Origin of the sequence: Bradyrhizobium valentinum (genome assembly GCF_001440405.1) — a bacterium.
GTDB lineage: Bacteria > Pseudomonadota > Alphaproteobacteria > Rhizobiales > Xanthobacteraceae > Bradyrhizobium > Bradyrhizobium valentinum.
Map to the genome: position 1 here is coordinate 25,313 of NZ_LLXX01000177.1, position 11,622 is coordinate 36,934.

Below are 11,622 nucleotides of genomic sequence, written 5' to 3' on the forward strand. Positions count from 1 at the left end.
CGTCACAAAAGTCTCGCCGCGGATCGGGCTCTCATGGTTGAACAGGATGCCGTTCGAGGCAAACATGCCGTAGGCCTCGCGGTAATTGACCGTGATCCAGTAGCCGTACAGCTTGGCGACGCCGTAAGGCGAGCGCGGGTAGAACGGCGTGGTTTCCCGCTGCGGCACCTCTTGCACGAGGCCGTAGAGTTCGGAGGTCGAGGCCTGATAGAACCGCGTCTCCTTTTCCATGCGGAGGATCCGGATCGCTTCCAAAAGCCGCAGCACGCCGATGCCATCGGCATTGGCGGTATATTCCGGGCTCTCAAAACTTACGCCGACATGGCTCTGGGCGGCGAGGTTATAGATCTCGGTCGGCCTGATCTGCTGCATCAGCCGGATCAGGTTGGTCGAGTCGGTCATGTCGCCGTAGTGCAGCAGGAACGGCACATTGCGGGAATGCGGATCCTGATAGAGGTGATCGATGCGCGCGGTGTTGAACGAGGACGACCGCCGCTTGATGCCGTGGACCTCATAGCCGAGGCCGAGCAGATACTCGGCAAGATAGGCGCCGTCCTGGCCGGTGACGCCGGTGATCAGCGCCACGCGCCGCTGTGAATCCTGAGCCGCCATGTCTTCTCCAAACGCGAAGGTCGCGGAGGCCATAGCATTCGACCCGCGCTAAGTCTATCGCCAAAGCCGTTTGAAATCAGGTCCTTAGGAGCCTAATCGCCATGGTGGCGCAAACGTTCGAGTTCGATGATGGTGACGCCGCCATATTCGAGCCGCAGCAAGCCTTCCTTCTCCAGCCGCTTCAGGCACTGGTTGGCATTCTGCCGCGAAATGCCGGAAAGCGCACCGATTTCTTCCTGCGTGATCTCAAGATGGCGCGTCATGTCCGGATAGAGAATCGGGTTGAACAGCGAGGAGATGGAACGCGCGACGCGGCTGGTCGCGTCGAGCGTGCGGCCATGTTCCACCGCGCCGATGAACTGGCCGAGCCGCTCGTTGAGCTGCCGGACCAGAAAGCGGTTGAACGCGACGCTGTTCTCGAACATCCAGAAGAAGGTGTTGCGGTCCATCAGCGCCAGTCTTGTATCCCGCAACGCCACCACGTCGTAACGGCGCGGCTCGCTCTTCAGCACCGAGCCCTCGCCAAACCAGGCGCCCGCCGTGAGGCCGGCAAAAGTCGCAGCCTTGCCGCCGCTCGATACCGTACTCATACGGGCAAGACCGGTGACGATGCCGGTCCAGTAGTCGAAGGCATCGCCACGCATGAAAATATGCTCGTTGGCGCGGTAGGATTTCTCCACGATGCCGGCGCGGGCGACCTCGATTTCCCGTTCGTTCAGTTCGCGCGACCAGGCCGCGATGCGCTTGAGGTAATCCGCAGCAATCATGATCGCATCGACCGTTGCGTCCCCATCCATTCTCGTGCTGCACTGCAACAAGAGTGCCGCCCAGCAAAATTTCCTGACGAATTGTCAGGCAAAAGACATTTCAGACTATCGCATTGCCCTAAGGAGAGCCACCTCGGTGCACGCGGTCTATGGCGCGGTGGCGGGGTGCGACGCTACCACGCGCGACGCGGGGCATCGGCCGGTACCGATAGTCGGATGGCTTGCCCGTCAGCGCCGATGTAGGATCGCGCATTGCAAACGATAGATAAAGAGCGCTGCTCAAGCGCCGTATCTGGAGGGAACGAGTGGCTTACACGTTGGAAGTGCGCGGGGTGTCTCTGCGCTTCGGTGGCGTTCGTGCGCTGACCGAAGTCTCCTTCGGCGTGAACGAGGGCGAATTGTTCTCGATCATCGGCCCGAACGGCGCCGGCAAGACCTCAATCGTCAATTGCATTTCAGGTCGCTACAAGCCGACCGAAGGCCAGCTTTTCTACCGTGGCAAGGACATCACCGGCCTCAATCCCAACGCGCGGCCCGCGCTCGGCATCGGCCGCACCTTCCAGAACCTGGCGCTGTTCCATCATATGAGCGTGCTCGACAACATCATGGTCGGGCGGCACCACCTCCTGAAGAACAACTTCATCACGGGCTCGCTGTACTGGCTGACCGGCGCAAGGCGCGAGGAACTCGAGCACCGCCGCAAGGTGGAGGAGATCATCGACTTCCTCGACCTGCAGTCGGTGCGCAAGGCCACCGCCGGCACCCTGCCCTACGGCCTGCGCAAGCGCGTCGAACTCGCCCGCGCCATGGCGCTGGAGCCGCAACTGATCCTGCTCGACGAGCCGATGGCCGGCATGAACTTCGAGGAAAAGGAGGACATGGCGCGCTACATCGTCGATCTCAACGAAGAGTTCGGCATGACCGTCATGATGATCGAGCACGACATGGGCGTGGTGATGGACATCTCCCACCGCGTCATGGTGCTGGATTTCGGCCGCAAGATCGCCGAGGGCGACCCGGCTTCGGTTCTCGCCGATCCCCACGTGAAACGCGCCTATCTCGGCGAAGAGGACGAGGTCCTGGTCGATCCCGACGATACGCCGGCACCTCGGGAGAGCGCGGCATGATGGATTACGCCGGACGCGCCGCCCAGGCCGATACCTTCCCGAAGCTGCTGCGCCTCAATGCGAAAGAGCATGGCGACGAGATCGCGCTGCGCGAAAAGGATCTCGGGCTGTGGCGCGTCTTCACCTGGAACGACTACCAGACCCGTGTGCACGATTTCGCGCTCGGGCTGGTCGAACTCGGTCTTGGGCGCGGAGACGTCATCGGCATCATCGGCGACAATCGTCCGGACTGGGTGGCGGCGGAAATCGCAACGCATGCCATCGGCGCCATGAGCCTCGGCCTTTATCGCGACGTGCTGGACGAGGAAGCCGCCTATCTGCTCAGCTACGGCGAGGCAAAACTGGTATTCGCCGAGGACGAGGAGCAGGTCGACAAGCTGCTGGCGCTCGCCGATCGCGCGCCCAACCTCAAGTACATCGTCTATTCCGATCCGCGCGGCATGCGGAAATACGACGATCCCCGTCTGATGGAAGCCGAGAAGCTGGCCACGATGGGACGCGACCGCGCCACGCGTGAGCCGGGCGTTTACGACCGGCTGGTCGACGCCACCCGCGGTGAGGATGTCGCGATCCTCTGCACGACATCGGGCACCACGGCCAATCCCAAGCTCGCGATGCTGGCGGCCGGGCGCGTCCTCAAGCATTGCGCGACCTATCTAGCCTTCGATCCGAAGGGACCGGACGACGAATACGTCTCGGTGCTGCCGCTGCCCTGGATCATGGAGCAGGTCTATGCGCTCGGCAAAGGGCTGCTGTGCCGGATGAAGGTCAACTTCGTCGAAGAGCCCGAGACCATGATGCACGATTTCCGCGAGATCGCGCCGACTTTCGTGCTGTTCGCACCGCGGCTCTGGGAATCGATTGCCGCCGATGTCCGCGCCGGCGTGATGGATTCCTCCCCGCTGAAGCAAAAGCTGTTCGATATCGGCATGAAGGCAGGGCTTTCGGCGCTCACGCAGGGCAAGCATTCGATGTTCGCCGATCAGCTCCTGTTCCGCGCACTACGCGACCGGCTCGGCTTCACGCGGCTGCGCTCGGCCGCGACCGGCGGCGCGGCGCTCGGGCCGGATACGTTCAAGTTCTTCCAGGCCATGGGTGTGCCGCTGCGCACGCTCTACGGCCAGACCGAATTGCTGGGGGCCTACACGCTGCATCCCTTTGGCAAGGTCGATCCTGATACCACCGGCGTGCCGATGGCAGCCGACATCGAGATCCGCGTCGATAACCCTGATGTCAACGGCGTCGGCGAGATTGTCGTGCGCCACCCCAACATGTTCCTCGGCTACTACAAAAATCCGGAAGCCTCGGCCGCCGACATGAAGGAGGGCTGGATGCACTCCGGCGACGCCGGCTATTTCAACGATCACGGCCAGCTCGTGGTCATCGATCGCATCAAGGATCTCGCCGAGACCTCCCGCGGCGAGCGCTTCTCGCCGCAATACCTGGAAAACAAGCTGAAGTTCTCTCCCTATATCGCTGAGACGGTCGTACTCGGCGCCGGCCGCGATACGCTGGCAGCGATGATCTGCATCCGCTACTCGATCATCTCGAAATGGGCGGAGAAGAACCGCATCTCGTTCACGACCTATACCGACCTCTCCTCGCGCCCCGAAGTCTATGCGCTGCTCCGCAAGGAAGTCGAAGGCGTCAACGCCACGCTGCCGCCGGCGCAGCGCATCTCGCGCTTCCTGTTGCTCTACAAGGAGCTCGACGCCGATGACGGCGAGTTGACCCGTACCCGAAAGGTCCGCCGCAGCGTCATCAACGAGAAATACGCTGATATCATCGACGCGATTTACGGCGGCAAGAGCGATATTCCGGTTGATACCATGATCCGCTTCCAGGACGGCACCACCCAGCGCATTCGCACTACCCTCCGCGTGGTCGATCTCGGCCATGAAGCGCCGATGGCGGAGGCCGCGGAATGATGACGCGGGAGAAATTCATTGCGCTGCCAGTTAATGAGCCCTCTCCCCTTGTGGGAGAGGGCATCGCCGCGGGTCGACGCGAACTCGGTTGGGTGAGAGGTTTCTCTCCACATGCGCGAACGCGGAGACAACCCCTCACCCGTCTTCGCGGAGCTTGTCATCGGGCGGCGCTTCGCGCCGACCCGTTGGCGAAGCCACACTCTCCCACAAGGGGAGAGGGAAACGGCAGCGCAATCCAACGGCATCAAGCAGCATGAACACCCAGCTCCTGATCCAGCTTCTGGTTAACGGCCTCGTGGTCGGCACGCTCTATGGCGTGGTCGCGATGTCATTCGTGCTGATCTACAAGGCGACGCAGGTCGTGAACTTCGCGCAGGGCGAATTGCTGCTGGTCGGCGCCTGGGTGTGCTGGTGGCTGCTCACCAAATATCAGGTGCCGTTCTACCTGGGCATGCCGATCACGCTGGTGTTCATGTTCCTGTTCGGCATCGCCATCCAGATCGTGATCCTGCGCCCGATGATCGGCGAGCCGATCATTTCCGTGATCATGGTGACGATCGCGCTGTCGACGGTGTTTTCCGCGCTGATGAAATGGATGTTCGGCGTTAACCTGCAGCCGTTCCCGCGCATCTTCCAGACCCAGAACGTCAATATCCTCGGACTTCAGGTGCAGACCGTCTATCTGATGAGCCTAGCGGTCTCGGTGGCGATGATGGTCGGAATGGCATGGTTCTTCCGCCTCTCCAAATATGGTCTGGCGATGCGCGCCACCGCCTTCAATCAGCAGGTGGCGCAATCGCTCGGCATTTCCGTGAAAAGCGTGTTCGCGATGGCCTGGGCGATCTCGGCGACCGTTTCCGCCGTCGCGGGCGTGGTGGTAGCCGTCGTCAACGGCGTCTCGGCTGGCTTGTCTGCCTATGGCGTCAAGGTGTTTCCGGCGGCGATCCTCGGCGGTCTCGACAGCGTCGGCGGCGCGGTGCTCGGCGGCATCATCATCGGGCTTCTGGAGAACGTCGCGCACTTTCTCGACAGCGAATATCTGCACTGGGGCAATCTCTACGAGATCGCGCCGTTCTATGCGCTCATCATCATCCTGATGATCAAGCCATACGGTCTGTTCGGCACCAAAGACATCGAGCGGGTGTAATCAATCATGGCAGGCCAGACCCTCATTCCCGCCGGCGATTTCCGCACCAGCTATGCGGCGGATACCACCGTGTTTCCGACCACGACCAGCCGCAACGCGATGATCGCAGGCATCGTGCTGGTCTGCTTTGCGCCCCACGTCGTCAACGAATATATTCTCAGCCTGCTGATCCAGATCGGCATTTTCGGCATCGCCGCGCTCGGCCTCAACATCGTCGTCGGCTTCACCGGCCAGATCTCGATCGGCCACGCCGCCTTCTTCGGCTTCGGCGCCTTCACCTCGGCCTATCTCTCGAACCGGTTCGGCATTCCCGTCTTCTTCTGCATTCCGCTCGCGGGCGTCGTGACGGCCGCCGTCGGCCTGGTCTTCGGCCTGCCAGCCGCACGGCTAAAGGGGCTCTATCTCGCGATCGCGACGCTGGCGGCGCAGTACATCCTGCTCGACTTCTTTGCGCGGGCCGAATGGTTCACCGGCGGCAGTGTTCCCGCCAGCGCCGAGCCGTTCTCGATCTTCGGCTACATGCTGCGCGGCGATAAGCAGTATTTCTATGTCGTGCTGGCCTACGTCATCGTCTGCTATCTGCTGGTCACCAACCTGATCCGTTCGCGCGACGGGCGCGCGCTGGTCGCGGTGCGCGACCATTATCTTTCCGCCGAGATCATGGGCATCAACCTGACCAAATACCGGACGCTGTCGTTCGGTCTCGCCGCCTTCTTTGCCGGCGTCGGCGGCGCGCTCTACGCGCATTACAATCAGGTGGTCTCCAACGAAGGCTTTGGTATCGATCGCTCGATCATCTTCCTTGCGATGATCATCATCGGCGGGCTCGGCTCGATCATGGGCACGCTGATGGGCACGGCGTTCATGGTGCTGCTGCCGGAATCAATGGAATGGCTCAGCGTCGCGCTGCGCGACAGCCCGATCGACCAATTTCTGGGACTAAAGAACAACATCGCTTTCTTGCGTGAGATGGCCATCGGCGTGATCATCATCGTGTTTCTGGTATTCGAGCCGGATGGACTTGCGCATCGATGGCGGCAGATCAAGGCGTACTGGAAACTCTACCCGTTCTCGCATTGAGGTCGGAACGGGACGGACAACGAGAAGACCTCGAGAAGTAACCGGGAGGACTATGTCTATGACGACGAAGACTCTGTTGAGCACAGCCTCGCTCGCTTTGCTTTTGGGTAGTACCGCAGCATCAGCCCAGGCGCCGATCTCGCTGGGGCATCTCGCCGACTATTCGGGTCCGACCTCGGATGTCGGAACACCGTTCGGACAGGGTGTCGCGGACACCTATGCGTGGATCAACAAGAGCGGCGGCATCAACGGCGCCAAGGTCAATGTCGATACCGTCGATTACGGCTATCAGGTGCCGCGCGCCATCGCCCAGTACAAGAAATGGTCGGGCGCCGACAAGGTCGCCGCCATTCTCGGCTGGGGCACGGCCGACACCGAAGCGCTGACAGGATTCCTGGCCCAGGACAAGATCCCCGATATTTCGGCATCCTATGCCGCAGCGCTCTCCGATCCGACCGGCGCCGGCGGCAAGGCCAAGCCTGCGCCCTACAACTTCTTCTATGGCCCGAGCTATTCGGACGCGGTTCGCGGCATGCTGACCTGGGCAGCCGAGGACTGGAAAGCCAAGGGCAAGCCCGGCAAGCCGAAGTTCGTTCATATGGGCGCCAACCATCCCTATCCGAACGCGCCGAAAGCGGCGGGTGAAGCCATCGCCGCCGAACTCGGCTTCGAGCTGCTGCCGCCGATCGTCTTCGCGTTGACCCCCGGCGATTACAGCGCGCAGTGCCTGACCCTGAAGAGCTCGGGCGCCAACTACGCCTATCTCGGCAATACCGCAGGCTCGAACATCTCCGTGCTCAACGCCTGCAAGGCAGCCGGAGTCGATGTGCAGTTCCTCGGCAACGTCTGGGGCATGGACGAGAACGCCGCCAAGGCCGCAGGCGCCGCCGCCGACGGCGTGGTGTTCCCGCTCCGCACCGCGGTGGCATGGGGCGGCAGCGCGCCCGGCATGACGACTTTCATGGAAATCTCCAAGATGTCGGACGCGGCCGGCACCGCCTACCGTCCCGTGCACTACGTCGCCGGCGTCTGCACCGCGCTCTACATGAAGGAAGCCGTCGAATGGGCTGCCAAGAACGGCGGCGCCACCGGCGAGAACGTCAAGAAGGGCTTCTATCAGAAGAAAGATTGGGTGCCCGCAGGTGGCGAAGGCATCTGCAACCCCTCAACCTTCACCGAGAAGGATCACCGCGGCACGCTCAAGGTCGATCTCTATCGCATGAAGGTCGCAGGTGCGACCGACGCCCCGCTCGGCGATCTCGTCAAGAACGGCGGCATCAAGATGGAGAAAGTGAAGACGATCGACCTGCCGCGCAAGCCCGAGTGGCTCGGCTGGTAAGCTAGGCGCGCCTGCAGGCGCCTCTAGTCGCCTCAACACTCACCTGTCATCCCCGCGAAAGCGGGGATCCAGTACGCCGCGGCTTCTCGATTGATCGCAGGCGCCTCTGGAATACTGGATCACCCGCATACGCGGGTGATGACGGCGATGGGAGGAGCGGAAGACCCGCTCCCCTAACAACGCCAGGATCAAGAAACATGACCGAAGCAACCGAAATCGACCGCCCTCCGAAGGCCACGGCCCCTACCGCCGCGCCGCTGCTCAGCGTCCGCAACATCGAGGTGGTCTACGACAAGGTCATCCTGGTGCTGCGCGGCCTCAGCCTCGAGGTGCCAAAGGGCGCGATCGTGGCGCTGCTCGGCGCCAACGGCGCCGGCAAGTCGACGACGCTGAAGGCGATCTCCGGTCTGCTCAAGACCGAGGACGGCGAAGTCATTCGCGGCGAGATCCTGTTCGACGGCGAGCGCATCAACGGCATCGATCCCGACAAGATCGTCCGCCGCGGCATCTTCCAGGTGATGGAAGGCCGCCGCATCATTGCGGACATGACGTCGATCGAAAATCTCAAGCTCGGCGCCTTCACCCGCACCGACAATGAGATCGCCGCCGACATCGACATGGTCTTCAGATATTTCCCGCGGCTCAAGGAACGGACCGGGCTCGCCGGCTATCTCTCCGGCGGCGAACAGCAGATGCTGGCGATCGGCCGCGCGCTGATGGCCCGCCCGAAGATGATCCTGATGGACGAGCCGTCGATGGGTCTGTCGCCGCTTCTGGTCAAAGAAGTGTTCTCCATCATCAAGGAGATCAACCGCGACCTTGGCGTCACTATCCTGCTGGTGGAGCAGAACGCGCGCGCGGCGCTGTCGGTCGCAAGCCACGGCTACATCATGGAACAGGGCAAGGTGGTGCTCGATGGCACAGCCGATGAGTTGCGCGACAATGAGGACGTCAAGGAATTCTACCTTGGCGGCGCCGGCGACCAACGCAAGAGTTTCAAGAACCTGAAAAGCTTCAAGCGGCGGAAGCGGTGGCTGTGAGCGAAGCATAGCGTTTTCGAGCGAAGTGGAGACCGGTTCGCGTGAAGAAAGCGCGTCAAAACAAGAATCAAGCGCTAGCCGAGCACCTGCTCCGCTTCCGTGACCGCGCAAAGAACATGATAGAACGAAGACGCAGGGATCGTGGCGACCAGCGAATTGCCGTCGCGATCGAATTGGTCGTGCCAGCCGCCCGCGACGGAATGGCTGAGATAATGCCGTTCGAGCCGCGCCAGCGCCGCGCGCGCTTCATCCGCGGCTCCTGCCTCGCCCGCTTCTGCCTGCGCGATCCACGCCTTGGCGATTTCAGTTTGCGGCCACAGCCGGCGCGTATGCCGCCTGATATTGCCGTTGGCGTCGCCCTCATCGACCAGGCAGCCGGTCGCCTCGTCGCGATAGCGCAGCGCGGTCGCCAGCAATTCGCCGCGGTAGCGCCCCGTCGGGCAGCCGGTGATGCGTTCAAAGCCCTTCAGCAGCCAAGCCCACTCCGCCTGATGTCCCGGCTCGACGCTGACGGGCTCGATCTTCGACCAGTCCTCCTCGAAATACTCGCCAAGCACCTGCCGCTGCTTGTCATAGAGGTTGGCCAGAAACAGACTGAAGAAATTCCCGGCCTGGTTCTGGAACACCGTGTCGTGCGTCGCGTCGAAGGCCGCGATCATCGCTTCGAACAGATGCATCTGCGGGTTCTGTCGCCGCGGCATCGATACCGGCAGTCCTTCGTGAACCCCGCCATGCGGCGAGCGCAGTTGCGTATCGATGAAATGACACATCGCGTCGATCTCAGCGCGGATCTGAGCATCGCGATCGAGTCCGTAGACGGTCGCAAGGGCCAGCAGGACAAAGGCGTGGTCGTAGGAATCGCGCAGCGGGTCCAGCACGGCGCCGTCCGGCGTCAGCGTGTGGACGAAGCCCGGTCTGCCGTCGGGGGCTTTCGCCTTGGCCAGCAGATGCTCCAGCCCCTTCAGCGCGATCGCGCGGCCCTCGGGATACCAGCCCATTTGCGCGGCCTTGGCATAGCAATAGATCTGCCGCGCCTGCACGAACACCCGACGCGGTGCCAGGCGGTCTGCACGGCCGTCGCGGTCGAGCTGATCGATAAAGCCGCCCGCCTTGTCGTCCCAGCCTTCGGCCGACCACAGCGGCAAGCAGTGGTCGATCATGCGAAGCTTCAGCCTCGCGACGATATAGGCCGAAGCGGCACCGTCTCCTGCCGCAGCGGTATGTCCTTCAGCCATTGCGTCCTCTGGAACACGAGCAACACCGGTAGCCGCCGCCTGATAGCACGCCGGCGGCGGCACGCAATCGGCCCTAATCTGCGGGATCATCAGCCATGACCGATCACTATGACGCCCTTGAAACCCGTGAGCCGGCCACGCGCGAGGCAGAGCTGTTCTCTCGCCTGCCGGACGTCCTGCGCAAGGCGCTGGCCGCGCCGGCCTATGCCGAGCGCCTGAAGGGCACAGATCCCGCTTCCGTGACCAGCCGGGCCGCGCTGGCGCGCCTGCCGGTGCTACGCAAATCGGAACTCCCTGCCCTGCATAAGGCCGTGCCGCCGTTCGGTGGGTTCGTGGCCGGGCCTTTGGGGTCGTTCGGGCGGCTGTTCACCTCGCCGGGGCCGATCTTCGAGCCCGAGCCCGTTCGCGCCGACCCTTGGCGCGGCGCGCGGGCGCTGTTTGCGGCGGGCTTTCGACCCGGCGACGTCGTGCTCAACACCTTCAGCTACCATCTGACGCCCGGCGGCTTCATTTTCGACGCCTCAGCGCGGGCGCTGGGTTGCGCGGTGATCCCGGCCGGGCCCGGCAATGCCGAGCAGCAGTTCGAGCTGATCGAGGCCTACCGGCCGGTCGGCTATAGCGGCACGCCCGACTTCCTCAAGATCCTGCTCGACGCCGCCGCGAATGCCAGGCGCGACATTTCCTCGATCAAGCGTGCGCTGGTTTCGGGCGCGGCCTTTCCGAAATCATTGCAGGACGAAGTCAAGTCGCGGGGCATCGATGCCTATCAGGCGTTCGGCACCGCCGACCTCGGTCTGGTCGCCTTCGAGACGGCGGCGCGCGACGGCATGGTCGTCAACGAGGACCTGATCATGGAGATCGTGCGCCCCGGCACCGGCGATCCCGTGGCGCCCGGCGACGTCGGCGAAATCGTCGTCACCTCGCTCGACCCGCAGCATCCGTGGATCCGCCTCGCGCTCGGCGATCTCACTGCCGCTCTGCCCGGGACAAGCCCATGCGGACGCACGAATATGCGCATCAAAGGCTGGATGGGCCGCGCCGACCAGACCACCAAGGTCAAGGGCATGTTCGTCCGCCCCGAGCAGATCGCCGAGATCGGCAAGCGCCATCCCGAACTCGGACGGCTGCGCCTCGTCGTCACGCGGTCCGGCGAGAGCGACATGATGACGCTGAGGGCGGAAACGGCGGCGCCGAGCGAGGGCCTTCAAGGCGAACTCGCCGCGAGCCTGCGCGGGGTGACGAAGCTCGGCGGCAATGTCGAACTGGTCGGGGCCGGCGCGCTGCCGAATGACGGCAAGGTGATTGCCGACGAGCGATAAATAAACGTCACCATTCGGTAATGCCTAA

The 11,622-nt window shown here is 63.0% G+C and carries 10 protein-coding genes; 7 read left to right on the top strand and 3 right to left on the bottom strand.

Features of this window, described 5'->3' with window-relative positions; all coding sequences use genetic code 11:
• On the bottom strand, positions 1-612 hold a 612-nt coding region (locus tag CP49_RS48090), incomplete at its 3' end, for a GDP-mannose 4,6-dehydratase (RefSeq protein ID WP_245310970.1).
• Between the two features lie 92 nt (positions 613-704).
• Positions 705-1,379, bottom strand: coding sequence for a Crp/Fnr family transcriptional regulator (locus CP49_RS32280; protein WP_057854171.1), 675 nt, complete (start codon positions 1,377-1,379; stop codon positions 705-707).
• Between the two features lie 305 nt (positions 1,380-1,684).
• On the opposite strand from CP49_RS32280, the gene CP49_RS32285 reads away from it, so the two are divergent.
• The 6 genes from CP49_RS32285 (at position 1,685) to CP49_RS32310 (ending at position 9,040) form a co-directional block, all read left to right on the top strand.
• A complete protein-coding gene (locus CP49_RS32285; protein WP_057854172.1) occupies positions 1,685-2,506 on the top strand; it encodes an ABC transporter ATP-binding protein in 822 nt (273 codons plus the stop codon).
• Entirely contained in the window at positions 2,503-4,434 is a 1,932-nt protein-coding gene (locus CP49_RS32290) for a long-chain fatty acid--CoA ligase (RefSeq protein ID WP_057854173.1), read from the top strand. Before CP49_RS32285 ends, CP49_RS32290 begins: the two co-directional genes overlap by 4 nt.
• A 253-nt stretch (positions 4,435-4,687) precedes the next feature.
• Positions 4,688-5,581, top strand: a complete 894-nt coding sequence (locus tag CP49_RS32295; protein ID WP_057847915.1) for a branched-chain amino acid ABC transporter permease — start codon at positions 4,688-4,690, stop codon at positions 5,579-5,581.
• 6 nt (positions 5,582-5,587) lie between these two features.
• Complete coding sequence (locus tag CP49_RS32300; RefSeq protein WP_057854174.1) at positions 5,588-6,661, top strand: branched-chain amino acid ABC transporter permease; 1,074 nt, start codon at positions 5,588-5,590, stop codon at positions 6,659-6,661.
• 58 nt (positions 6,662-6,719) lie between these two features.
• Positions 6,720-8,000: an ABC transporter substrate-binding protein gene (locus tag CP49_RS32305; protein WP_057854175.1), complete on the top strand. Its 1,281-nt coding sequence runs from the start codon at positions 6,720-6,722 to the stop codon at positions 7,998-8,000.
• A gap of 197 nt (positions 8,001-8,197) precedes the next feature.
• Positions 8,198-9,040, top strand: a complete 843-nt coding sequence (locus CP49_RS32310; protein WP_057854176.1) for an ABC transporter ATP-binding protein — start codon at positions 8,198-8,200, stop codon at positions 9,038-9,040.
• Positions 9,041-9,114: 74 nt separating this feature from the next.
• On the opposite strand, the gene CP49_RS32315 is transcribed toward CP49_RS32310, so the two are convergent.
• Entirely contained in the window at positions 9,115-10,275 is a 1,161-nt protein-coding gene (locus tag CP49_RS32315) for an AGE family epimerase/isomerase (protein ID WP_057854177.1), read from the bottom strand.
• A gap of 95 nt (positions 10,276-10,370) precedes the next feature.
• Between CP49_RS32315 and CP49_RS32320 the strand changes: the two genes are divergently transcribed.
• Positions 10,371-11,594: a phenylacetate--CoA ligase family protein gene (locus CP49_RS32320; protein WP_057854178.1), complete on the top strand. Its 1,224-nt coding sequence runs from the start codon at positions 10,371-10,373 to the stop codon at positions 11,592-11,594.
• Positions 11,595-11,622: the final 28 nt, after the last annotated feature.

Excerpts from the sequence above, each read along its gene's own strand:
- CP49_RS32280 (WP_057854171.1), bottom strand. The coding sequence starts at position 1,379 with ATGATTGCTGCGGATTACCTCAAGCGCATCGCGGCCTGGTCGCGCGAA.
- CP49_RS32290 (WP_057854173.1), top strand. The coding sequence starts at position 2,503 with ATGATGGATTACGCCGGACGCGCCGCCCAGGCCGATACCTTCCCGAAG.
- CP49_RS32295 (WP_057847915.1), top strand. The coding sequence starts at position 4,688 with ATGAACACCCAGCTCCTGATCCAGCTTCTGGTTAACGGCCTCGTGGTC.
- CP49_RS32300 (WP_057854174.1), top strand. The coding sequence starts at position 5,588 with ATGGCAGGCCAGACCCTCATTCCCGCCGGCGATTTCCGCACCAGCTAT.
- CP49_RS32305 (WP_057854175.1), top strand. The coding sequence starts at position 6,720 with ATGACGACGAAGACTCTGTTGAGCACAGCCTCGCTCGCTTTGCTTTTG.
- CP49_RS32310 (WP_057854176.1), top strand. The coding sequence starts at position 8,198 with ATGACCGAAGCAACCGAAATCGACCGCCCTCCGAAGGCCACGGCCCCT.
- CP49_RS32315 (WP_057854177.1), bottom strand. The coding sequence starts at position 10,275 with ATGGCTGAAGGACATACCGCTGCGGCAGGAGACGGTGCCGCTTCGGCC.
- CP49_RS32320 (WP_057854178.1), top strand. The coding sequence starts at position 10,371 with ATGACCGATCACTATGACGCCCTTGAAACCCGTGAGCCGGCCACGCGC.